The sequence below is a fragment of the Pseudomonas sp. A34-9 genome, from assembly GCF_029543085.1.
Lineage (GTDB): Bacteria > Pseudomonadota > Gammaproteobacteria > Pseudomonadales > Pseudomonadaceae > Aquipseudomonas.
In genome coordinates, this window is the sequence record NZ_CP119967.1 from 4387512 (window position 1) to 4409502 (window position 21991).

A 21991-nucleotide genomic window follows, 5' to 3' on the forward strand; every position below is an offset into this window, starting at 1 on the left:
ACACTCATCACTATCAACAGATACCGACTAAAAATAACTAACAAGGCACTAACCGACATCTCATAACATTGTCGCGCTTTACCGTCACGAGCATTTGCCATTAATAACCTGACTCAGGTATTAAAGTAAGCCTTCAATCCAACATTGAAACTTGCGGCCGTTGTTAAAGGCCCGCATCCGTCGCCTGTGTTCCATGACTGTCCAGGATACTTTTATGATTCGTAAATGTTTGTTCCCCGCTGCCGGCTATGGCACGCGTTTCCTGCCGGCCACCAAAGCCATGCCGAAAGAAATGCTGCCGATCGTCAACAAGCCGTTGATCGAATACGCCGTTGAAGAAGCGCGGGACGCCGGCCTGCAACACATGGCCATCGTCACCGGTCGTGGCAAGCGTGCGCTGGAAGACCATTTCGACATCAGCTACGAACTCGAACACCAGATCCGTGGCACCGAGAAAGAGAAATTCCTCGCCGGCACCCGCGAGCTGATCAACACCTGCACCTTCTCCTACACCCGTCAGGTGGAAATGAAGGGCCTGGGCCACGCGATTCTCAGCGGTCGCCCGCTGATCGGCGACGAACCCTTCGCCGTGGTGCTGGCCGATGACCTGTGCCTGAACCTGGAAGGTGACGGCGTGCTCACGCAGATGATTGAGCTGTACAAGAAATTCCGCTGCTCGATCGTCGCCATCCAGGAAGTCCCGGCCGACCAGACCCACAAGTACGGGGTGATCGCCGGCGAGCTGATGTCCGACGGCATCTACCGGGTCAACAACATGGTGGAAAAACCGGCCCCGCAAGACGCGCCATCGAACCTGGCGATCATCGGCCGCTACATCCTCACCCCGGACATTTTCGACCTGATCGCCGACACCCAACCGGGCAAGGGCGGCGAAATCCAGATCACCGACGCGCTGATGAAACAGGCACAGAACGGTTGCGTGCTGGCCTACAAGTTCAAAGGCCTGCGCTTTGACTGCGGCGACGCCGAGGGTTACTTGCAGGCGACCAATTTCTGCTACGAAAACGTTTACCTCAAAGGCCGCTGAGACGGCTCCCTTCACCCAACGAGGCCACCATGAACATTGCACAACATTCCGTAGAGATTGAACGCGAGGTGGGTAACCTCGGGGTGATGAGTTGGTTGTCACGCCATCAGCCGTTGCCCAGCGCCAATGAGTCCTGGCTGGGGACGATTCTGCTGGTGGAGCGGATTGGCGTGTTTCCCGCGTCCGGCGATATTCGCCGGCCGCTGCGCGATCCCTATCCCCTGCTCGCCCATCTGAAGAAAATGTATGGCGAGCAGGCGCTGGAAATGGATGACCGTGACGGGTTGAAGGTGATCTTCGGTGACTGGCGCTTTCGCGTGCGGATTTGCTGCAACGACCCGGCGATCATCATCAACGTGGAGACCCGTTGTGATACACGCTTGATGCCGCAGAAGCTTGCGGAATTGCTCGAGCAGGTCGACGCCTTCGAATAACTCCTCAGCTGAGCGCTCCCACGCGGAGCAACTGATCGTTCCCATGCGGAGCACCTGATCGTTCCCACGCTCCGCGTGGGAATGCATCCAGTGACGCTCTGCGTCACCCAGCGAAGGGACGCGGAGCATCTCGGGCGGCATTCCCACGCGAAGCGTGGGAACGATCACCGCTCCAGGGTTTGCGTGTTATTCAGGGGCGGCGTCGCAACGATCCTTGGCGCCCATGATCCAGCCATAAAAGTAATCAGCAATCACCTTCCCACCCGTGGCCGGCACCGGATGAATCTTGTCCGGGCCGATCATCGCCGCCGCATAGCGCTTGACGTCGGGACCGAACGCACACTGAAGATTGGCGTACCCCAAGTGCTGCTCCCGCGCCCAAGGCGCAAGCACTTGCGCATACGCCGACATCGGATAAGCGCTGGAGCGCGTGGTGTCCTGACGCATGATCAGGTTGATGCTCGCCTGCGGTTGAATCTCGCGCAGCATGCCCACCAGCCCCTGAACGTTCTGCAGGTACTGCGCAGGCTTCACGCCGAAACCCTGATCGTTGCCACCGAGCATGATCAGGTAAACGTCTGCGGGGATCTTCGACACGGCGGCTTTCCACTGCACCTGCCATTGCGGATCCTGGTGATAGAAATCCGCAGAGGCCGCGCCCGATGCCGCCAGTTTCGACACCCGCACGCCGTTCTGATCGTTGCTCATCCACAGGCCGAACAACGTCGGTGCGCCCTTCACCACTTCCAGTTTGAAGGACCAGTCTTTCGCTGCGGACAGGCCTGCCAATGGCATTTCCTGAACCCCGGCGCCTGTCAGCGTCATGGGCTGCCAATCTGCTGAAGGGGACCAGCGGTAACGGATCTCAGCGGATTCGCCAGTGCCCAGGTAAAGCAATTTCGCCTGAGTAACCGCCGTATCGATGCGCGGCGTAGGGCTGGCATCGACTTGCAGCCAGGCGCCGGGCCGGCCTGTGACCGTGCGACTGTCCGGACTCGCCTGGCCCAGGCCTGAAACCTTCCAGTCGCCGCCAAAGTACTTGTCACTGCTGCGGGTGTATTTGAAATGCGTGCCGCCCAGCGCGGCACCGTGGTTGAAACCGACGTAACCCGGCCCGGCAAAACCGACGTCCCCGGCCACGCGCTGCACCAGTTTGTTCAGGTAGAAATCCTGCCCGGCGGTGTAGCTGTCGCCGATTACCGAGACTGACAACACCTTGCCGGCCTTGCCATCACGCCACTGCGCAAAACGCTCGCGCGCATCGCCTGCCTCAACTACCGAGGCCGCGACGGGTTGCGCGTCATCCACTGCCAACATGCAAAATTTCCTTCAGTCTGGAATGGCCCCTTCGCGAGCAGGTCGAATCGTCGCACCGTCGCTCCCACAGGGATTGTGTGATTTGCAGAGATATCTTGTAGGAGCTGTCGAGTGAAACGAGGCTGCGATCTTTTGATCCTGCGCTTTAAAAAACAAGATCAAAAGATCGCAGCGTGCCGCAGCTCCTACAGGGGGCTTGTGTACGACATGTGAGAGCGACGGTGCGACGATTCGACCTGCTCGCGAAGCGCTTAGCTGCTTTGGGTTTGCACCACCGGAGTGATGGGCGCCAAAGGTTTCTTCTTCGCCGCACGTTCGCCAAGGAACAGCACGGAAGTGAAATTGAACCGACTGAAAATCATCGACAACACCACCGGCCCAAGCAAGCCAAAGCTCAGCCCACCCAACACCAGCAAGCTCTCATCCTTCACCCCCAACCGCCCCAGCACAAACCGCGACGTCGCGGCGAACAGCACATGGAACAGGAAGATCGCATAGGAATAGCCACCGAGCCAGGTCAGCGCTCTGGAACGCATATCACTGGACAGCAACGCGATGCAGGACACACAACCCACGGTCAAACCGATCAGGCTGCGACGGTCGACAATCAACTCACGATCAATCGCCGCGACGTACAGCAACGTCAGCGAAATCAACACAAACACCAACGGCCCGATCACCTTGAAGCGCTGTTTCAACGCATCGACGTTCTCCTGGCCAATCATCCCGGCGACAAAAAACGGCAACAGATAAATCGCGCCGTTGATCCCGAACGCATCGAACTTGAACGGCGGCAGCAAAAACAACAGCGCCGCAAACGCGAACAGCCCATACAAGCGCGTCGCCGAACGCAGCATCCCGCGCCACTCCAGCAACCCGACGAACATGAAAATGATGAACACCGCCTGCAAGAACCAGAAGTGGTTCACCGGTACCCAGAACGACAACAACGCGTCGATCACCCCGACGTCCTTGTTCACCCCCGGCCCCACCGCTTGCAGCACCGAGAACGGCACACCGACGCAAAACAGCGGCACGATCAAGCGGCGCACCTTGCCGCTGAAGAATGCAGAAAAGTCATTGCCACGGATTTTGTAGATCGAATAGATGTACCCGGAAATAAAGGTGAACAGCGGCATGCGCACATACACCATCGAGTCGGCGATCACCCGGAACGGCGAGCCGAGGTCGATTTTCAACCCGCCGCCCAACGGCCCGATAACGTGATAGAGCACCAGCAACAGGCACGCCAGGCCACGCAGGGTTTCGATCTCCAGGGACTTTTTCTTGCTCGACATAAAGCACCTGCCTCAATTCAGAATTCGTGATTCAACCTGCACCGGTTTGTTCGCCCGCAGCATCAAGCCCAGGCCGACGAACAACACCGGCACCACCATCGAAAAGTGCCGGGCGAAGGAGCCGAAGTCCGGCTCGAACAGGCCTTGCACCAGCAGAAACGCCAGCGGGATCGCGATCAGTTCCTTGGGTTTGGTCTGGATCGGCGCGCCCTTGTAATCGGTCGAGGTGATGACTTTGAACAGCAGTAATGCAGTCATGATCATCAAGGCGACGAAGATCACCTGCCCCGGCCCCGAGAGCAGAATCAGCTCCACCGGGAACGACAGCCGGAAGAAGATGATCATCGAGTCCAGCGCCTGCGAAACAAAGTCGCTGCCCGTCAGCCACGACACGATCAACGACTTCGAACCCTCCTCGCCCGCCGTGCGCAACTCGTTGTTGCTGGCGCGAATCGACGACACCGGGAAGCCCAGGGCAAGCTGAATCGACATCGCCACCGCGAGGTAGAACAGGAACAACATCAGGAAGAACGTCGTGCGCGACACGTACTTTTTCATCACGCAGACGCCGACCCACGACAGCGAAAACAGAATCCAGTAGGGCCGGATCAGCACGCCATAGATCACCGCCGAGAGGAAAAACCCGCCGCGGTATTTGCGCGTCAGCGAGCTGAGCAAAATGCTCAACACCGCCACCGACACGATGATTTCCTTGGTCAGGTTCTCCAGGAAGAACGAGCGCACGATGCCCCACAGACACAGGGTGCCGAAGATCGCCAATGGCATGCGCCGGAACACCACCACCGGAATCGCCGTGAGGAAAAAATTGCAGAACATGCCGTAGGCCCAGGCATTGGTCAGGTTGATCCCGGTGGGCCGCAGCAGGAACGCGGAACACTCGTAGGACGAGCGATCCGGCGAGAACGGGTTCCAGAAGTTGCAGTTGTCGGCCCGCGCGTAGGACGACCACAAGGTCATCGCATCCGGCCCCGGATCACGCGGGATCAACAGCGGCATCGCCACCGACAAAAACAGCCCGGTAAAGAGGATCAGAAACGAGATCGAGGAATCGAGCCGCTTGCCGCGAAACTCGATGCACGGCAGTTTCAGGCCCATGACAATGCGGCCTTTTTCCCGGCCGTTGCGCGGGTCAGCACTGCAATCACCAGCAGTTGCACGATGATCGCGAAGACGTTGCCCCACGCCGCGCCGTAGATCGAATAGTGCTTGATCAGCAGCCAACTGACCGGCACCGAAACCAACAGGCAGATCGCGGCACTGGCGAGTGATACGCGACTGTTTTTCGAAGCAATCAGACCGCCCCAGACAATGTCGCCAATCGCGCGCAAAGCGAAGGAAAAAATCAGCACAGCAAGGATTGCGTTGTCTGGACGCGGCACACTGGTGGCGACGTAATCGAGCACCACGTTGAAGAACAGATAAATCGCCACCGCCACCGCCGCCGACACGACAAGCGAACGCATGACCCACTTGTTGACGAACAACTGCTTGACCGTGAACGCCTGCTGATCCGCCTGAAAACGCTTGGCCAGCACCGGAATCCCGACCACCGCGACCACCGCGTACGACAACGCCTGCAAGGTGTTCGCCGCCGACCACGCGTAGACGTACTTACCGAGACTGGCGTAGGGCTCCAGGTCAATGATCAAGAAACGCTCGGCGTACTGACTCAGCGCGATCAACCCGGTGCCGAGGTAAAACGGCAACCCGGCCTTCCACACCGTGGCCGTGGCCAAGGTGCCGGCGACCCGGCCCTTGTGCACGTTCACCACGATCAAGTAACCGGCGATGATCACCAGCACGTTGGCGGCCACCCACAGCCACAATACACTGGCGATTCCCGAGACCCAGTCAAGCATCATCCCGCCCACCGCCAACACCGCCCACAGACCGGTCTTGATGAAGAACAGCAATGCGCCCGCCGTGGCTTTCTGCGCGGAAAACACGAACGAATTGATCTCGAACGACAGGTGTTCGGTGAGCAGCACCAGGGTCACGCAAAGGATCAGTGCCGTGGTCGCCTCAACCGCCTGGAACAGCGAATAAATCAGCACCGTCGCGACCGACAGCAACAGCCCCACCGCCAGATACAGCAGCAGGACTTTGTCGACCACGCGGCGCGAACTGCCGCCGACGCTGATCAGTCGATTGATTTCGGAACTGAAGCCGACGCTGTAGAACTTGGAGGCGATCAACGATGCCGCGACCACCACGCCGTAAAAGCCCAGCGCCTCATAACCGAGGTAATGGGTGATCGCCAACACCAGCAAAAACTTCGCGCCTAACGCTCCGCCGCGAAGCAGCAGCCGAAATATCATCGAATGACACCCTTGATGATGTCGTCCATGGCCACGGTTTTTGCTTCGATTTCACGGCAGGTATCCGTCAGGCGCTTGCCGAAATTCGACAGCGCATTTGGCGCGTAAACCGTGTCGATGATGGTGTCGACATTGATGTCGCCGCCGTTGATCACCCAGTCCTCGACGCCCATGTCCTGATAGGCGCCAAAGCCTTTGCGCTCATAGCTGATGTGGTACGCCGGCACCCCCGAGAGCAGCGATTCGATGGCGCCGTGCAAGCGTACGGAAATCACCAGGTCCGGTTGATATTTGGCAATCGTCGCCTTCAACGACAACAAATCTTCGGTGATGCCCAGTTCGCGATAGAACGCGCCGTCGTCGTTGCCACGCACAGCGCTCTGTACCGCACAGACCACTTTGCTTTTGTTCTTCAGGCGCTGCAGCAGCAACTTCAGGTTGGCCACGTAAGCGACTTTCTTCTCTTTGCTCCACTCCGGCGGCTTGCGCAGTACCACGCAGACCGTGGCCGGCGAAGATGCGCAACGGGTGAACTTCGCTTGCTGGAGAATTTTGCTCGCCAACGACTGCACCGCCAGATCCGGCGCGCGGTAGACGTTTGCACAGGCGTCGAAAATCGCCGAAGAACGATTGTCGCGCACGAACACTGCGTCAGCGCTGGCGTAATGCTCGACGATCTTGCTGCTCTCGCCGTGGAACGGGCCGATGCTTTGCGGCAGGTACACCGACGGCACTTTGCTGAGGATCGCGGTTTCCAGTTGCTTGGCGTGGCCGAGTTTCAGCTTGATGTGTTCGAAGGCGCTTTTCGAGCGCATGTAGCCGCCGCCGACACCGACAATCAGATCGGTTTTCTTCAACAGATCCGCCAGCCCCGCGTAGGACTGATTGAGGAACACCGCTTGCTTGACCCGGCCCAAACCCTTGGCCGCCATCACCGGTGCGTCGAAACGCGGGTGCGGCAAGTAGCTGAAAGAATCCGGATCGGAAGCCACCACGCTGATCGCGGTGTCTTCGCCAAAGTTGCGCTGCACCAGGGCAATGGCCAGATCGACGAGCAAGCCGTCACCGGAGTTGGACGCACTGTAGCCATGCAAAATCGTTACGTTCATATGCTTGAGTTCTACTTAAAAAGTGGGAGCGCGATACAGGTCGTAGGTCTGGCGAATCATCAACGCGGCACTGAAACGCTCGCGGACGATGCTCCGTCCTTCGTTGCCGAGGTCGAGCAGGCGTGGCTTCTGGATGATCGTCAGCACATCGGCCAATGCCTGGTGATCACCGGACGGGAAGACATAGCCGGACACTTCATTGGTGACCAGTTCAGGCAGCGACGTGCAGTTGCTGGCGATCACCGGCAAGCCCATGGCCATGCCTTCCAGCGGCACCATGGCGAAACCTTCCCAGCGGCTTGGCACAATCAGCGCATCGGCTTTCTGGTACAGCGCCTGCACCTCGCTCGGCGTGACCCATGGCAAATATTCAACGGCGTCCATCGGTGGGCACTCCACCGTATCCTCGTTCACCGCACTGCCGACAACGGTCAGTTTCAGGTCGTTGCGCTGCACTTTGGCGAAGGCCTTGAGCAACACGTCGAAGCCTTTCTGGTAATCGAGACGGCCAACGAAGAGCAGATGAATCGGCTCGGGACTCGCCGCTTTCGGCGCGTCATCCCGGCGGTGAATGCCGTTGTAGATCAGCTTCATGCGCTTGCGCTCGATGCCGAAGCGCGCGGCTTTGTCGAGCTCGTACTGGCTGACGCAAATGATCACGTCGGTGACTTTTTGCAGCACCCGCTCGATCCACGCATAGACTTTCTGCTTGGTCGGCGAGCTTTCCATCAGGAACGAAAACGCGTGCGGGCAGTAGACGATTTTCGGCTTGCGCCACGGTCGCAGCAGCACACACACGCAGCGGCCGATCACTCCGGAAAAGGTACTGTGCAAATGCACCACGTCGGGTTTTTCCTTGAGCATCACCTGAGTCAGGCGCCAGGCGAAACGCAGCAACGACGGCACATTGCGCCCGGTGCGGGCGAAGGTGCGGATCTGCTGCGCGCCGATGCCGTGCAACTCTTTGGCCTGATCATCCGGCACCAGATAAACCAGCTCGTAGTTCGCCGCATCACCTTCGGGCGAGGCCGAAATCGTACGGATCACCGTCGCGACGCCACCTTTGATCGTCTCTGCCACGTGCAGTATTTTTTTCACAAATCACCCACTTCAAAGAGGAAAAAACAGTCGCTGACAGTCAGGATTTGTCGGACGCGTATTCGTAGTTGTAATAGCCGTAACCGCCGTTGCCGTAGTAGCTGGCGGCGCGCTTCTCGACGCCGTTGAACACCGCGCCTTTCAACTCGATGCCGTTCTGCGCGAAGCGGCGGATGGTCAACTCGATCTCCTTGGCCGGGTTCACCCCGAAGCGCGTGACGATCAGGCTGATCCCGGCTTCACGGCCAACGATGGCCGCATCGGTCACCGCCAGCAGCGGCGGCGTATCGATGATCACCAGGTCGTAACGCTCGCTCAGCTCGGCGAGCAACTCGCGGAAGTTGGCGTGCATCAGCAGCTCGGACGGATTGGGCGGCACCTGACCGCGGCTGATGAAATGCAGGTTGTCGACTTCGACTTTGTTGATCGCCTGATCGATGCTGCAACGCTTGACCAGCAGGTCGGACAAACCGTTAGTGATCGGTGTGTTGAGGGTTTTGTGCAGGTGCCCTTTGCGCATGTCGGCATCGATCAGCACCACACGCTGGCCGCTCAGCGCCATCACCGCTGCGAGGTTGGACGAGACGAAGGTCTTGCCGACTTGCGGGCTCGGCCCGGAAATCATGATGCGGTTATTGGTCGAATCGAGCCCGGCGAAGTGCAGGCAGGTGCGCAGGCTGCGGATCGACTCGATCGACAGATCGGTCGGGTTACGCAGCGCCAGCAGGTAAGCCGGTTTATCGACGCCATCGCGGGCACGACCTTTTTTGTTGTCCTCTTCCTGCTGCAAGGCGCTGTAGGGAATCGACGCGTACACCGGCAGGCCGAGTTGCTCGATGGCTTCCGGGCCTTCCAGGCCACGGCTCAGGGATTTACGCAGCAGCACCAGCGCCACACCAACGAAGGCACCGAGGAATGTGGCGATGATAACGATCAGGGCTTTTTTCGGTTTGACCGGGCTGGTCAGGTCGACATCCGCCGCATCGACCAAACGTACGTTACCCACGGCACCGGCGCGAACGATGTCCAGCTCTTGGGATTTGTTCAGCAATTGCGTGTAGATCTGCGACGCCACTTCGACATCGCGGGTCAGGTTGAGCAATTCCTGTTGGGTCGCGGGCAGATCACCGACCTTGCCTTCCAGCGACTTCTGTTGCTGGGTCAACTCGCCGATCTGGCTCATCAGTGCGCGATAGGCCGGGTGCTGTTTGGTGAACTTGCGGTCCATCTCCGCCTGCTGCATTTTCAGCTCGGAAATCCGCGTTTCCAGCGCCACCGACTGACCGAGCACCGACTGGGTTTCCAGCGAGATGTTCACGGTCTTGCCATGGGTCTGGTAGGCGTTCAATGCATCGCTGGCCTTGGCCAGATCGCGTTTGACCTGCGGCAACTGGCTTTGCAGAAAGGCCAGGCTCTGCGCCGCTTCTGCCGAGGTACGGCGCACGTTCTGATCCACGTACAGGGCGGCAATCTTGTTGAGAATCTTCACCGCTTCAGCGGCGTCTGAGCTGGCCAGCGCCAGACGGATAATCCCCGACTCCTTGCCTTGCTCAGAGATATCCAGCGCGTCCTGATAACCCTGAATGGTCACGATCCGAGGGTTGCGTACCACTTCGAAACGGGTGCCGGGGTTGGCCAGCAACTGGGTGAGCTGCCCTTCGACGCCGTCTTGCGCGAACGCTTCACCGGCGGTGCCTTCGACCAGCAGATTGTCGTTGTCATCGAGCAACTGGAAGCGCTTCTGCTCGCCAGCAATCAGGGTGAGTTTCTTGCCCAACAACTCTTTGGGCAGATTGAGCCGGGCAAACTCCAGGCGCTCACCGCCCCAGGCGTAGCTGTTCAAACCGAAACGCGGGGCGGCGACACTGGTCTCGGTCTCGCCGCGATAACGCCGGGCGAGAAAGCCGCCAATCATCGGGAAGGTGTTGGGGGTGACATCGATGTCCAGGCGCAGGTCGTCGACGGTTTTACCGATCACCGCGCGGGATTTGATGATGCCGATTTCGGTCACCGACGGCGATTGCCCGCCGAGCATGCTGTTGAGGTCGGAGAAACCAAGCATGTCGTTCTTTTTCGGCTCGACCTGCACCAGCGCATTCGCCAGGTACACGGGCGTGGCCAACACTGCATAGGCCACACCGGTGACCATAAAGGCGCCGGTTAGCGCACCGATCAACCATTTCTGGTCGATCAAACTGCCGAATATGCCGAGAAGATCAATACTGTCTTGATCATTGTCGCGGGTGCCGATGACGGACGGTAACTGCATAAGTCTGTTCTTACCATTCATTGATCTGAAGAATATTCATCAACGCGCGAGGCGTTGCGCCCATGAGCTGACAGCATCTTCAATCAATGCATGGGCATGAATAAAAGCGGCCTTGCCTTGACGATACGGGTCGTGTATTTCGCGCTCGCTCTGCCACTTGCCGAGCAGAAAAACTTTGCCTCTGGCGTGAGAGGCAATCTTCAGTACTTGATTAACATGCTGTTTTTCCATGACCAGAATCAGGTCTGATTCATTGACGATGTCTGCCGTCAGTTGCCGCGCCATGAAGCCGTCGGTGCTATGCCCATGGTCTTCCAGCACCTGGCGCGCGGAAGTTTCGACACCCTCGCCAACCCGCGCCGACAGGCCTGCGGAGGAGACGGTGATCGCTGAAGGGGCCAGCGCGTTACGCAGCATCAGTTCTGCCGTCGGACTACGGCATATATTGCCCACGCAAACGACAAGGATCTTTCTGAACAAGGTTTTACTTTCCTGTGTAATGTCAAACGGCCAACATCTCGAGAGCCATTGAATGAACCCTCAAGATCTTCCTGCACTCAGAAATAGATTCGCCCTGTTAGTACCGAAGTATTAAGTACCACAGCGTTTAAAAGCGCCCCAACCACAATTAGCGGACTAAAAATAACTGTGATTTTCGGCTGATTGATTTCCGACAAAAAATAACATTCGTGCACTAAGTGCCATCACCTCACTCGAAAATTGAGTAACGAGATAAAACATTCGAAGTTGTCACTTCTCTTCGGGAGAGCAGACATGAAATCAACACATCTCAAACGACTTGGCGCGCTGGCGCTGATGGCGCTGGGTGCAACTCAGGTTCACGCCAGCGAACTGTTCCCTAACCTTCCAGCCAAGAACATTGGCGTTCAGGTAAAGATCCAGAACTTCACGGCAGCCGATGCCGCGCAGATCAAAACGGCAGGCTTCGGTTTTGTCCGCTTCGGCGTGTGGAGCGAAAGCCTGACGGCCAAGGCTTATCAGCAACAAGTCAGCGACGCTTTTGCGGCAGCCAAGTCTGCAGGGCTGCAGGTGCTGTTGACGGTCCGCGCGATCAAGCCGTTGCCCGCCACTTCAAACGCGGAACTGGCCAGCGCCGGTGAAGGCTTCGCCAAAGCCGTGACCGGGCTGGAACAGTCGTACGCCTCGCAAATGGTCGCGATTGAGTTATGGAACGAGCCTGACCTGGAAACCTATTGGCCGACGGGCAAGTTCGACACCACGTTTGTGCCGTTCATGAGCGCCGTGTGCAAGACCCTGCAAGGGCAACCGCCCTCGACCCCGGTGATCGGCTTCGGCTTCGCCCGGCCACCCAGCGCGGGCTCGGCCTCAACCGTGGCGCTTAATCGTATCGTCAGCGAATACCCGAAATGCCTCAGCGCGGTGTCCTATCACCCCTATGGCATGACCGCCACGCAGATCAGCAACGCACAAAACTTCATCCAGCAGAACTTCCATCTGCCGGGAGTCATCAGTGAATGGGGGATCTCGGCACTCGCGTCCAATGGCGGGCCTGAAGGGCAAGCGAGCAAGATCAACGCGTTTATCGGCGATGTTAAAAAACTCAACATCCCGCTGACCTCCATCTACGAATGGAAAAACAGCGATACCGGCAGCAATGAACGCGAGAAGAACTTCGGCCTGCTGACCTCTGACGGCCAACCGAAACCGGCACGCATGTCGGTCGAAGCGCTGTTGAACGCCCAGTAGTGCGTGCACAACCGATCTGTACGCAGGTCGGTTGCTTTGAACCTGTTGGCCGTTTTGGCATCGTATTCATCGATACCGTGCCCTACCTTTCAAACAATCGTTTTCAGGTTGTTGCCACAGGGGCCGTCGATACACGTACGCGCCCTTGAGTGGCTGTCAGCGCTCGGGTAATGTCGTCAAACCCACAGGACAGAGCACACACATGACTTCCAAGCTGGAACAACTCAAACAATTCACCACCGTCGTTGCCGACACCGGCGACTTCGAAGCGATCGCCCGAGTCAAACCGGTCGACGCCACCACCAACCCGTCCCTGCTGCTCAAAGCGGCGGCCATTCCGGCCTACGCCGAACTGCTGAACGCCTGCGTCAGCGACTGCAAGGGCGATGTCGGCCTGGCCAGCGACCGTTTCGGCGTCGCGGTCGGCCAGGAAATTCTCAAAGTCATCCCTGGGCGTATTTCCACCGAAGTGGATGCGCGCCTGTCGTTTGATAAAGATGCCGTGCTCAAACGCGCACATCGCCTGATCGAGCTGTACGACAAGGCCGGCATTGGCCGTGATCGCGTACTGATCAAGATCGCCTCGACCTGGGAAGGCATCCGCGCCGCCGAAGTGCTGGAAAAGGAAGGCATCCAGACCAACCTGACCCTGCTGTTCTCCTTCGCTCAGGCCGCCGCGTGCGCTGACGCGGGTGTGTTCCTGATTTCGCCATTCGTGGGCCGCATTTACGACTGGTACAAGAAAGCCAACGGCAACGACTACACCGGCGCCGATGATCCGGGCGTACAGTCGGTCACGCGCATCTACAACTACTACAAGGCCAATGACTACAAGACCGTGGTCATGGGCGCGAGCTTCCGCAACCTCAACCAGATCGAGCAACTGGCAGGCTGCGACCGTCTGACCATCAGCCCGGACCTGATCGACAAACTGGCGGCCGACACCGGCAAGCTGGAGCGTAAACTGGCCCCGGGCAACGCCGGTGAAGCCCGTCTGAGCCTCAACGAAGCGCAGTTCCGCTGGTTGTCGAACGAAGACGCGATGGCCACCGAGAAACTGGCTGAGGGCATTCGTCAGTTTGCTCGCGACCAGGAGAAGCTTGAGGCGCTGTTGCAGGCCAAGCTGTGATTTGAGTTGGTGAAATGCAAAAAGGGCGAACCTTGGCGGGTTCGCCCTTTTTTGTGGGTGCTGAATAATTCCAGTGTTCTTGCGAGAGCTATCGCGAGCAGGCTCACTCCTACAGGGATCTGTGGTCTGATCGCGATGATGTGTCGAATGAAGAACCCTGTCGGAGTGAGCCTACTCGCGATAGGGCCAGCCGGCCCTGCCCTCATCTCAAACCATCAATGCCGCTCAAGGGCATTGACCAGGTCATGGAACGCTTCACGATTGGAGTCGTTGAGGCCCATGAGAATCTTGTGCGCTTCGAGCACCTTGATCCGCACCACTTCTTCCGACTGGTCCTGATCCGGCAGGTCGTCCAGGCACTCCGGGCATGGCACCGGGTGGTTGACGATATTGAACACCTGCTCAAAACCCATCGATTGCAGCAGACGGGTGATGTCTTCGTGGGTGGTGACGACGGTCGGCAACAGGCCGACCTTCTGCCGCGACAGGATCGACAGTTTGGCCAGCAGGCCCAACGTCGTACTGTCGATGCTGCGGGTTTCGGTCAAATCGATCACGATCGCGTTGAAATTCAGCGCGGTGAAGATTTTCTCAATAGTCGCATCCAACGCCGAACACAGGGTCAGGCGAACTTCACCGACGAACTTCAGGACGAAGGTGCCGTCCTGCTCGGCGAACTGGATTCTACCGGTACTCATTAAAGATTCCTGCTCAACACCAACAGGGCGATATCATCCGGCATCTCCCCTAGCGTGGCCAATCCAAACACTTGCCGCAGACCATCCAGGCTGCCGCCCGCCGACTTCACCCGTTGAGGCAAAGCGGCTTCTTTTTCTTTGAGCGTAGGTTCTGGCAAAAGATCCAGAATGCCATCGGACATCAGCGTCAGGCTGAACGTCGGCGGCAGCTCAAGCACGTGATCTTCGTAGGTGGCTTCATTGAAGAGGCCCACCGGCAAACCACGCCCTTCGAGATAACGAACACTGTCAGGCGTGTACAACACTGGCAACGGCAGATGGCCGCCGATGCTATAGGTCAACAAACCGGTCTCCTCGTCGATGACTCCACCGACCATTGTGACGTGTTTACCCAGCTTACAACTGATCAGCCCCCGGTTGATATGACCAAGGACTTCCGAAGGCTTGAATTCCGGCAAGGTGCCGTTGCGCTTGGATTCGAACAGCAAGCGCGTGGTCATGAACTTCAGCAGTACGGTGACAAACGCTGAAGAGGCGCCATGACCGGAGACATCGGCCAGGTAAAACGCGACCCGGCGCTCGTCGACACGGAAATAGTCGACAAAATCACCCGACAGGTACAACGACGGGATGATCTGATGAGCAAACTTGAACTCGTCAATGCTCCACGGGCTTTCCGGCAGCATGTTCATCTGCACCTGGCGACCGGCGTTCTGGTCTTCCTGGAGCAGGTTCAGGCTGGCCTCGAGCTCGCGGTTGGCCTTTTCCAGCTTTTCGCGGTAACGCTGGTTTTCCAGCAGCAGACGCGCGCGATCCAGGGCCCGGCGCACAGAGTGCTCGAGCACAGCCAGATCTTCGAGAGGCTTGATCAGGTAGTCCGCCGCTCCCAGGCGCAGGGCCTCGACCGCGTCGTTCATCACGCCGGCACCCGAGACCACGATCACCGGCGTTTGCGGTGACAGCTCGGTGACCTGACGGATCAATTCGAGACCGCCCATCTGCGGCATGCGCAGATCGCAGATGACCAAGTCGGGCGTGTCTTGCTCGAATACCTGAAGACCCTGTTGGCCGTTGCTGGCCTGCAGGACGCTGAAACCACTGTCTTCCAAATAGGCCGCGAGGCTCGCGCGCACTACTTCGTCATCATCGATTATCAGCAGCGTGGCACTGGTTTTTGGCATGTGGGCAAACGGCGCCAGAATTAGGTTGGCGTAGCTGGCGAGGCATTTGGCCCTGCGCAGACTACTGGATTCGCTTTCTAGCCTCTCTGCTGCACCGCTTTCGAGCATTGGCTCCAAACGCGGTGACACCAGAGGTGCCCTTCTAAGGCGCAGACGGTACTCCCATCCGCAGAGCGTTTCAAGCATGCGCCGATGGTCGCTTGACGACTTTACTTGTCAAATCACCGAGAGTTATAAGAACAGCTCAAACCGTAACCCAATGGAAGGACGAACCTATGAGTCAAACCGGTCGGGACTACAGCGAAAAGCGCGATTTTATCCGCATGCGGGTCGATGCCGATGTCGTGTTGATTCATGAAGGCGATCAAATTTCAGCGGTGTGCATCGACCTCTCCAGCAGTGGCATGCAGGTCGAGGCGCCCCGCCAGTTTACGGTTGGCGACCGTTTGAGCGTGCGTATCGACTCCGACCACGCCGCGCTCAGCGGCCTTGAAGCGGAAACCGAGGTGGTCTGGGTCAAGGCACAGGATAGCCAGAGTCAGCGACTGGGCCTGACCATCCTGAAGATGAAATAGCTGCACACAAAAAAGGCGACCCTGAGGTCGCCTTTCTTTTTACCGGTCGAGATTAAAAATCGTCTTCGACCTGGCCGTCCTTCACCTTGAACTCGCGGTTCTGCAAGTAAGCGTTGCGGATGAAGGTGTACTTGTCACCGCTGATCAGCTTCTCGCTCGACAGCAGGCTGGCGCGGGTGTCGACGATGTTCAGACCGAAGATCGAGTTACGCACCGGCACATCGTTGATGTAGTGGTACATGCCAGTGTAGCTGTCGACGTATTTCGACGGTGCATCACGCAGTGTGCTTGGGCCCAACAGCGGCAGCATCACATACGGACCGCTGCCCACGCCCCAGTAACCGAGAGTCTGACCGAAGTCTTCATCGCTGCGGTTCAGGCCCATTTTGGTGCCGACGTCGAAGAAGCCGAGCAGACCGAAAGTGGTGTTGAAGATCAGGCGCGCCGTGTCGACGCCAGCGGCCGCCGGTTTGGCCTGCAGGATGTTGTTGGCAAGGTTGGTGACGTCACCGACGTTGCGGAACATGTTATGGATGCCGTCTTCGAGGAACTGCGGCGTGACAAACTCATAGCCCTGCGCCAGAGGCTTCAGCGCGTAGGTGTCGACGAAGTCGTTGAACTGGAAGATTGGACGGTTGACGCTTTCCCAAGGGTCTTCTTCCGTTGCGGCCTGAGTGGCGAACGGAGCCAGCAACAGGCTGGCACATACACTTAGCTGAGCGAGCGAATTGCTCCAGCGCATAGAAAAACTCCTTGGAATGGTACTGTCGCGGACCTCGGGGCCCGGCTATTCAGGTCGCTAGTATAAGCGCAAAAGCCCGTTTGGACAGTGTGCGCAATGCAGCAGTCCGTAGGACGCTTCCCGGCGTCGCCCTTCACACTGCTGTCATCCAACTGTCACTGATACGCCCTAGCCTGATCGTTATTTCAGGGACGTTGCCATGACACACGCCGAAACCTTGCCCGTCGCCGCGCCCAGACTGACCGCTTTACTGTTTGGACTCAGCGGTTGCCTGGTGGATTTCGGTGCCCGCGCCCGCCAACAAGCCATCGCCCTGCCTGAATACGCTGAAGCTACGCCGGGCGCATTCGACAGTTTGCACAGTTTGCAGCGCCAGCAGATTCCCTGTGTCTGGCTAGATGAACTGCCCCCCGCCCTCGCCCGGTCCTTGTCGGCCTCCCTGCCGACGTGGATCAAACCTGCGCAACATTCGGCAACAATCAATCCATGGCCTGCGCCGAACGCTTGCTGGCAGGCCCTGATGGACCTGAACGTCAGCAGTCTGGACGGTTGCGTATTGGTCAGCGGTGAGCCGCGCTTGCTGCAAGCGGGCCTTAACGCTGGGTTGTGGACGATCGGTCTCGCCTCCTGCGGCTCGCTGTGCGGCCTGGCACCGGGCGAATGGCAAGCGCTGAGCCAGAAAGAGCGCGAACAACTGCGTGGCAAGGCGACGATGCAGTTATTCGGCCTCGGCGTGCATTCGGTCATCGATCATTTGGGCGAACTCGACACCTGCCTGGCCGACATCAGCCTGCGCCGTCTCAAAGGCGAAAAGCCCTGACCGGGATCATGCAGGTTTGCCGGGAGTGGATTAATCTAAAGGTCAGCCATAGACCTTTGGCGCGCGGCTGCGGTCAATGCCAGTGCCTATTGATAAAAGGAAAACACCATGCCCGCCCAAGAACTGCAAAAACAGCTCGATACCCTGCGCGAGCAGCTGGAGCAGAATCCGCCACTGTCGGAAGCCGAGCGTGAGGATTTGCATGCGCTGATGGCGCAGATTGAATCCGAAATCAAACTGGAAAGTGCCACGCAAGACGCCAGCATCGCCGACGGCGTCAATCTGGCGGTTGATCGCTTCGAACTTGAACACCCGGCCATCGCCGGCACCCTGCGCAACATCGTCAATGCGCTGGGGAGCATGGGGATCTGATTCCCCGCCCTACGAAAAAGCCCTGCCATCACTGGCAGGGCTTTTTCATTTCTACTGCTTGAAACACCGTCTCCTGTGGGAGCGAGCCTGCTCGCGAGGGCGTCGTGTCAGTCGACATCATCGCTGAATGACACACCGCATTCGCGAGCAGGCTCGCTCCCACATTGGATATCGCACATTCCGGGTCTTTATTGACGCACGAGGCGGTGATTCGGCAGCTGTACGCTTTCGGTGCTGCGATACGGGTTGATGTCCAGACCGCCGCGACGCACGTAACGTGCAAATACGGTCAGCTTCTCAGGTTTCAGAAGGCGCTGCAGATCAAGAAAAATCCGCTCCACACACTGCTCATGGAAGTCCGAGTGCTGACGGAAGCTGACGATGTATTCCAGCAAACTCGCATGATCCAGCGCCGAGCCACGATATTCCACCACCACTGTGCCCCAGTCCGGCTGACTGGTCACCGGGCAGTTGGATTTGAGCAGATGGCTGTGCACCGTCTCTTCGACGATCCGCGAATCATCGCAACGCAGCAGTTCCGGGCGTGGATGCTCATAGTTGCTGACACTGATATCCAGATCATCAATGCAAACGCCCGGCAAAGCCACGACACCTTCCGCCTCAACGTCCTTCAGGCTGCGAACCCGCACACCCACCGGTTTGCCGGCGGCGGCCGACAAATCCTTGACCAGCGTCGCTTCAAGCGTCGCGATGTCGGCAAACGCCGTCTGGTTCAACGAGTTGAGGTACAACTTGAACGACTTCGATTCGATGATATTCGGTGAATCCGCCGGGATGCTGAACTCGCCGATCGCCACCACTGGCTTGCCGGATGGCAACAGCCACGACAGCTCGAAGCAATTCCAGAAATCCACACCTTTATACGGCAGGGTTTCGGCGGTCAGGCCCAGCTCGGCCCATTTCGCAGTGCGCGGAATCGGGAACAGCAGGGACGGCGTGTACGTGGCGATGTATTCGCTGGATTTGCCCAGCGGCGAGTGTTCGGCTGCGGGATGCATGGCGGAAACCTGACTGAAGAATCAGCGGATTCTACCAGCCTTTGCCCGCGCCTTTGAGTGCTTACTGACTGACAGTCAGTTTGCCGACCATGCCGGCCTGATAATGCCCGGGAATATTGCAGGCAAACTCCAGGCTGGTGGCTTTGCTGAAGGTCCAGGTCAGCTCAGCGGTTTTGCCCGGTTCGACCAGCACGCTGTTCGGGTCATCATGCTGCATGCCATGGCCCATCGCCGCGTGATCCATGCCGGCCATATCGTGGGACATTTCCTTCATGCCGGTAGGCGTAAGCATGCCGCTTTGCTGCATCTGCAACATTTCCTGCTGGTGCTTGGCATGCATCGCTGCGTCACCGAGGTTGAATTCATGCAACAGCTGGCCTTTATTCACCAGCACAAAACGAACGGTCTCACCGGCCTTGATCTGAATGGCCTTCGGATCAAAGGACATATCACCCATCACCACTTCGATGCTGCGCGTGGCCTTGGCGGCAGGCGCTGGCTGGCCGAAGTCGTAAGTGTGTGTCGGCGCGGCCCACACTGGCGAACTCAGCGCCAGCAGACAGGCGGCCAACGTCAGGGATTGGCGTAAAAACATGGTCGTTCTCCAACAAGATAAGGTTCAGCCTGTGGGAAACTTTAGCCGGCCTGCGCTGGCATCTAGCTGACAGGCAGATTACAACTTTGTCAGGTTGGCGCTTGTCGCGTGCTCTCAAGGTATAAAGCTTTCGTTTCTACACCCCGAACAAACCCGAGTCGCCCATGAAACTGTTGATCGTCGAAGACCAAGCAAAAACCGGCCAATACTTGCGCCAGGGCCTGACCGAGGCCGGGTTCAACACGGAACTGGTGGCCGACGGCAACAGCGGTCAGCAACTGGCATTGAGCGGTGATTACGCGTTGTTGATTCTCGACGTGATGCTGCCCGGGCGCAGTGGCTGGCAGATCCTGCAAGCGGTGCGCAGCGCCGGGCTGGATACGCCGGTACTTTTTCTCACGGCCAAAGATGCCGTAGAGGACAGGGTTCATGGCCTCGAACTGGGCGCTGACGATTATCTGGTCAAACCCTTCGCCTTCTCCGAGCTGCTGGCGCGGGTGCGTAGCCTGTTACGTCGCGGCAGCGCTACGCCGCAGGAAACCAGCCTGCAACTGGCCGATTTGCGCCTGGATCTGATTCGTCGCCGCGTCGAACGCGGCGGCCAGCGTATCGACCTGACGGCCAAGGAATTTGCGCTATTGGAAATGCTCCTGCGTCGCCAAGGCGAGGTGCTGCCAAAGTCGCTGATCGCCTCACAGGTCTGGGACATGAATTTCGACAGCGACACCAATGTCATTGAAGTAGCGATCCGCCGTTTGCGTCTGAAAATCGATGACGAATTCCCCAACAAACTGATCCACACCGTGCGCGGCATGGGTTACGTGCTCGAAGAGCGTTTCGCCTGATGCGTCGGCTGTCATTGAGCTCGCGCCTGGCCTTGTTGTTTGCCGCTTGCACCGCCGTGGTTTCGCTGTTCGCCGGGGTGTTGTTCAACCGCGCCAGCGAAGCGCACTTTATCGAACTCGACCAGCAGCAACTGGACGGCAAACTGATCGGCCTGCGCCGCGCCTTGCAGGATCTTCAACCCGGTCAACGTGAAGCACGGCTGGCGGATGAACTGAGCCGCCAGGCCGATCTGTCGCTGCGCATCACGGGCAGCGATGGCCAGCGCTGGTACGACAGTTCGACGCAAATCCCCAAGGATTTACCACAGCCACCCGGCCTGTCGACGATCAGCAACGACGGCACGGATTACCGTGTGCTTAACGCCCCGCTCTACCCGGAGAAAGCCGATTCACCGCAACTGTCCTTGTTGCTGGACATCACCCATCACCAACACTTCCTGCAACGCATGCAACATCTGATCTGGCTGACGGTTGGGTTGTCAGCGCTGGCGACGGCGCTGCTCGGCGCCTGGGCTGCACGCAGCGGCTTGCGGCCATTGCGGCGCATGAGTGCTGTCGCTCGTGGGATTTCCGCTCAATCGCTGAATGCCCGACTGCCGGAAGCACAAATGCCGCCCGAGCTTGCGGAAATGGCCCACAGCTTCAACGCCATGCTCGCACGCCTCGACGACTCGTTTCAGCGGCTCTCGGCGTTTTCCGCCGACATCGCCCATGAACTGCGCACACCGCTGTCGAACCTGCTGACCCACACTCAGGTCACCCTTACCCGCCCCCGGCCGATCGAGGACTACCGCGAAGCGCTGCACAGCAACCTCGAAGAGCTGCAATGGATGGCGCAACTGGTCAACGACATGTTGTATCTGGCCAAGGCTGACCACGGTTTGCTGATGCCCAGGCGTGAACCGCTGGATTTGGCGGATGAGGCGGATGCGTTGCTGGACTTTTTTACGCCACTGGCCGAGGACGCCGGGGTGACGCTGAGCCGTGAAGGCAGTGCGCGAATCGAAGGTGACCGCAGCATGTTGCGCCGGGCCTTGTCGAATTTGCTGGATAACGCGTTGCGCTTTACCCCCGCTGAGGGCTATGTGAGCTTGCGGATCGTTGATCAACCGAATGCTGCGCGTATTTCAGTCGAGAACAGTGGCGAAGGTATTTCTGCAGAGTTGTTGCCACGGTTGTTCGACCGATTCTATCGGGCCGATCCTGCGCGCCATGAAGGCAGCAGTGAGCATGCGGGGTTGGGGTTGGCGATTACGCAATCGATTGTCCAGGCCCATGGCGGGCAGATTCATTGCGAATCTGAAGCGGGTTGGACGCGGTTTGTGATTGAGTTGCCCCGAACCTGATCGTTCCCACGCTCTGCGTGGGAACGCAG

General features: G+C 58.5%; 22 protein-coding genes and 1 pseudogene. 10 read left to right on the forward strand and 13 right to left on the reverse strand.

All coding sequences use genetic code 11. The features are described from left to right. The first annotated feature begins 214 nt into the window (after nt 1–214). Both galU and P3G59_RS19490 read left to right on the forward strand, forming a co-directional pair. The gene (gene galU / locus P3G59_RS19485) at nt 215–1048 is read left to right on the forward strand and encodes a UTP--glucose-1-phosphate uridylyltransferase GalU (RefSeq protein WP_277758595.1); all 834 of its coding nucleotides are present in this window, start codon (nt 215–217) and stop codon (nt 1046–1048) included. A gap of 29 nt (nt 1049–1077) precedes the next feature. Then, the gene (locus P3G59_RS19490) at nt 1078–1482 is read left to right on the forward strand and encodes a mannose-1-phosphate guanylyltransferase (protein ID WP_277758596.1); all 405 of its coding nucleotides are present in this window, start codon (nt 1078–1080) and stop codon (nt 1480–1482) included. 186 nt (nt 1483–1668) lie between these two features. Here P3G59_RS19490 and P3G59_RS19495 read toward each other — a convergent pair whose 3' ends face one another. The 8 genes from P3G59_RS19495 to P3G59_RS19530 all read right to left on the reverse strand — a co-directional run bounded on the left by P3G59_RS19495 (nt 1669) and on the right by P3G59_RS19530 (nt 11392). Next, nucleotides 1669–2799, reverse strand: coding sequence for a GDSL-type esterase/lipase family protein (locus P3G59_RS19495; protein ID WP_277758597.1), 1131 nt, complete (start codon nt 2797–2799; stop codon nt 1669–1671). Between the two features lie 251 nt (nt 2800–3050). Next, nucleotides 3051–4097: an acyltransferase gene (locus tag P3G59_RS19500; protein ID WP_277758598.1), complete on the reverse strand. Its 1047-nt coding sequence runs from the start codon at nt 4095–4097 to the stop codon at nt 3051–3053. Nucleotides 4098–4109: 12 nt separating this feature from the next. Next, nucleotides 4110–5213, reverse strand: a complete 1104-nt coding sequence (locus tag P3G59_RS19505) for a hypothetical protein (protein ID WP_160058802.1) — start codon at nt 5211–5213, stop codon at nt 4110–4112. Further along, complete coding sequence (locus tag P3G59_RS19510; RefSeq protein ID WP_277758599.1) at nt 5204–6436, reverse strand: polysaccharide biosynthesis C-terminal domain-containing protein; 1233 nt, start codon at nt 6434–6436, stop codon at nt 5204–5206. The genes P3G59_RS19505 and P3G59_RS19510 overlap by 10 nt, the downstream gene beginning before the upstream one ends. Continuing rightward, nucleotides 6433–7545: a polysaccharide pyruvyl transferase family protein gene (locus P3G59_RS19515; protein WP_277758600.1), complete on the reverse strand. Its 1113-nt coding sequence runs from the start codon at nt 7543–7545 to the stop codon at nt 6433–6435. The genes P3G59_RS19510 and P3G59_RS19515 overlap by 4 nt, the downstream gene beginning before the upstream one ends. A gap of 15 nt (nt 7546–7560) precedes the next feature. Continuing rightward, a complete protein-coding gene (locus tag P3G59_RS19520; RefSeq protein WP_277758601.1) occupies nt 7561–8643 on the reverse strand; it encodes a glycosyltransferase family 4 protein in 1083 nt (360 codons plus the stop codon). 40 nt (nt 8644–8683) lie between these two features. Beyond that, a complete protein-coding gene (locus P3G59_RS19525) occupies nt 8684–10912 on the reverse strand; it encodes a polysaccharide biosynthesis tyrosine autokinase (protein ID WP_277758602.1) in 2229 nt (742 codons plus the stop codon). A gap of 39 nt (nt 10913–10951) precedes the next feature. Next, the gene (locus P3G59_RS19530; protein ID WP_277758603.1) at nt 10952–11392 is read right to left on the reverse strand and encodes a low molecular weight protein-tyrosine-phosphatase; all 441 of its coding nucleotides are present in this window, start codon (nt 11390–11392) and stop codon (nt 10952–10954) included. 294 nt (nt 11393–11686) lie between these two features. On the opposite strand from P3G59_RS19530, the gene P3G59_RS19535 reads away from it, so the two are divergent. Continuing rightward, the gene (locus P3G59_RS19535; protein WP_277758604.1) at nt 11687–12640 is read left to right on the forward strand and encodes a cellulase family glycosylhydrolase; all 954 of its coding nucleotides are present in this window, start codon (nt 11687–11689) and stop codon (nt 12638–12640) included. 202 nt (nt 12641–12842) lie between these two features. Further along, a complete protein-coding gene (tal, locus tag P3G59_RS19540) occupies nt 12843–13769 on the forward strand; it encodes a transaldolase (protein ID WP_016986723.1) in 927 nt (308 codons plus the stop codon). 215 nt (nt 13770–13984) lie between these two features. Here the strand turns inward: tal and rssC are convergent, their stop codons facing one another. Together rssC and rssB are read right to left on the reverse strand one after the other, a co-directional pair. Further along, nucleotides 13985–14467: an anti-sigma factor antagonist RssC gene (gene rssC, locus P3G59_RS19545; protein ID WP_003226553.1), complete on the reverse strand. Its 483-nt coding sequence runs from the start codon at nt 14465–14467 to the stop codon at nt 13985–13987. After that, nucleotides 14467–15648, reverse strand: coding sequence for a two-component system response regulator RssB (gene rssB, locus P3G59_RS19550; RefSeq protein WP_064392805.1), 1182 nt, complete (start codon nt 15646–15648; stop codon nt 14467–14469). The genes rssC and rssB overlap by 1 nt, the downstream gene beginning before the upstream one ends. A 275-nt stretch (nt 15649–15923) precedes the next feature. On the opposite strand from rssB, the gene P3G59_RS19555 reads away from it, so the two are divergent. Beyond that, nucleotides 15924–16223, forward strand: a complete 300-nt coding sequence (locus P3G59_RS19555) for a PilZ domain-containing protein (protein WP_277758605.1) — start codon at nt 15924–15926, stop codon at nt 16221–16223. A 52-nt stretch (nt 16224–16275) separates the two neighbouring features. On the opposite strand, the gene P3G59_RS19560 is transcribed toward P3G59_RS19555, so the two are convergent. Beyond that, nucleotides 16276–16965 carry a VacJ family lipoprotein gene (locus P3G59_RS19560; RefSeq protein WP_277758606.1) on the reverse strand — a complete coding sequence of 230 codons (690 nt, stop codon included), beginning with the start codon at nt 16963–16965 and terminating at the stop codon, nt 16276–16278. A gap of 199 nt (nt 16966–17164) precedes the next feature. Here P3G59_RS19560 and P3G59_RS19565 point away from each other — a divergent pair, with 199 nt between their 5' ends. The 3 genes and pseudogenes from P3G59_RS19565 to P3G59_RS19575 all read left to right on the forward strand — a co-directional run. Continuing rightward, nucleotides 17165–17785 carry an HAD family phosphatase gene (locus P3G59_RS19565; RefSeq protein WP_277758607.1) on the forward strand — a complete coding sequence of 207 codons (621 nt, stop codon included), beginning with the start codon at nt 17165–17167 and terminating at the stop codon, nt 17783–17785. Between the two features lie 108 nt (nt 17786–17893). After that, nucleotides 17894–18157 (forward strand): DUF4404 family protein, encoded by a 264-nt coding sequence (locus tag P3G59_RS19570; RefSeq protein ID WP_083368391.1) that lies wholly within the window; start codon nt 17894–17896, stop codon nt 18155–18157. Nucleotides 18158–18211: 54 nt separating this feature from the next. After that, a pseudogene (locus P3G59_RS19575) lies at nt 18212–18319 on the forward strand (metal ABC transporter ATP-binding protein); the annotation flags it as partial. 26 nt (nt 18320–18345) lie between these two features. Here P3G59_RS19575 and queF read toward each other — a convergent pair. Both queF and P3G59_RS19585 read right to left on the reverse strand, forming a co-directional pair. Next, entirely contained in the window at nt 18346–19176 is an 831-nt protein-coding gene (gene queF / locus P3G59_RS19580; RefSeq protein ID WP_277758608.1) for an NADPH-dependent 7-cyano-7-deazaguanine reductase QueF, read from the reverse strand. Nucleotides 19177–19237: 61 nt separating this feature from the next. Continuing rightward, a complete protein-coding gene (locus P3G59_RS19585) occupies nt 19238–19771 on the reverse strand; it encodes a cupredoxin family protein (RefSeq protein ID WP_277758609.1) in 534 nt (177 codons plus the stop codon). Nucleotides 19772–19935: 164 nt separating this feature from the next. On the opposite strand from P3G59_RS19585, the gene P3G59_RS19590 reads away from it, so the two are divergent. Beyond that, nucleotides 19936–20616 (forward strand): heavy metal response regulator transcription factor, encoded by a 681-nt coding sequence (locus P3G59_RS19590; RefSeq protein WP_277758610.1) that lies wholly within the window; start codon nt 19936–19938, stop codon nt 20614–20616. Beyond that, complete coding sequence (locus tag P3G59_RS19595; protein ID WP_277758611.1) at nt 20616–21962, forward strand: heavy metal sensor histidine kinase; 1347 nt, start codon at nt 20616–20618, stop codon at nt 21960–21962. Before P3G59_RS19590 ends, P3G59_RS19595 begins: the two co-directional genes overlap by 1 nt. Nucleotides 21963–21991: the final 29 nt, after the last annotated feature.

What these genes read in the sequence shown, in the direction of transcription:
- galU (WP_277758595.1), top strand. Translation starts at nt 215, where the DNA reads ATGATTCGTAAATGTTTGTTCCCCGCTGCCGGCTATGGCACGCGTTTC.
- P3G59_RS19495 (WP_277758597.1), bottom strand. Translation starts at nt 2,799, where the DNA reads ATGTTGGCAGTGGATGACGCGCAACCCGTCGCGGCCTCGGTAGTTGAG.
- P3G59_RS19585 (WP_277758609.1), bottom strand. Translation starts at nt 19,771, where the DNA reads ATGTTTTTACGCCAATCCCTGACGTTGGCCGCCTGTCTGCTGGCGCTG.
- P3G59_RS19525 (WP_277758602.1), bottom strand. Translation starts at nt 10,912, where the DNA reads ATGCAGTTACCGTCCGTCATCGGCACCCGCGACAATGATCAAGACAGT.
- P3G59_RS19490 (WP_277758596.1), top strand. Translation starts at nt 1,078, where the DNA reads ATGAACATTGCACAACATTCCGTAGAGATTGAACGCGAGGTGGGTAAC.
- P3G59_RS19505 (WP_160058802.1), bottom strand. Translation starts at nt 5,213, where the DNA reads ATGGGCCTGAAACTGCCGTGCATCGAGTTTCGCGGCAAGCGGCTCGAT.
- P3G59_RS19560 (WP_277758606.1), bottom strand. Translation starts at nt 16,965, where the DNA reads ATGCGCTGGAGCAATTCGCTCGCTCAGCTAAGTGTATGTGCCAGCCTG.
- tal (WP_016986723.1), top strand. Translation starts at nt 12,843, where the DNA reads ATGACTTCCAAGCTGGAACAACTCAAACAATTCACCACCGTCGTTGCC.
- rssC (WP_003226553.1), bottom strand. Translation starts at nt 14,467, where the DNA reads ATGAGTACCGGTAGAATCCAGTTCGCCGAGCAGGACGGCACCTTCGTC.
- P3G59_RS19555 (WP_277758605.1), top strand. Translation starts at nt 15,924, where the DNA reads ATGAGTCAAACCGGTCGGGACTACAGCGAAAAGCGCGATTTTATCCGC.
- P3G59_RS19565 (WP_277758607.1), top strand. Translation starts at nt 17,165, where the DNA reads ATGACACACGCCGAAACCTTGCCCGTCGCCGCGCCCAGACTGACCGCT.
- P3G59_RS19515 (WP_277758600.1), bottom strand. Translation starts at nt 7,545, where the DNA reads ATGAACGTAACGATTTTGCATGGCTACAGTGCGTCCAACTCCGGTGAC.
- P3G59_RS19590 (WP_277758610.1), top strand. Translation starts at nt 19,936, where the DNA reads ATGAAACTGTTGATCGTCGAAGACCAAGCAAAAACCGGCCAATACTTG.
- P3G59_RS19570 (WP_083368391.1), top strand. Translation starts at nt 17,894, where the DNA reads ATGCCCGCCCAAGAACTGCAAAAACAGCTCGATACCCTGCGCGAGCAG.
- P3G59_RS19595 (WP_277758611.1), top strand. Translation starts at nt 20,616, where the DNA reads ATGCGTCGGCTGTCATTGAGCTCGCGCCTGGCCTTGTTGTTTGCCGCT.
- P3G59_RS19535 (WP_277758604.1), top strand. Translation starts at nt 11,687, where the DNA reads ATGAAATCAACACATCTCAAACGACTTGGCGCGCTGGCGCTGATGGCG.
- P3G59_RS19510 (WP_277758599.1), bottom strand. Translation starts at nt 6,436, where the DNA reads ATGATATTTCGGCTGCTGCTTCGCGGCGGAGCGTTAGGCGCGAAGTTT.
- queF (WP_277758608.1), bottom strand. Translation starts at nt 19,176, where the DNA reads ATGCATCCCGCAGCCGAACACTCGCCGCTGGGCAAATCCAGCGAATAC.
- P3G59_RS19500 (WP_277758598.1), bottom strand. Translation starts at nt 4,097, where the DNA reads ATGTCGAGCAAGAAAAAGTCCCTGGAGATCGAAACCCTGCGTGGCCTG.
- rssB (WP_064392805.1), bottom strand. Translation starts at nt 15,648, where the DNA reads ATGCCAAAAACCAGTGCCACGCTGCTGATAATCGATGATGACGAAGTA.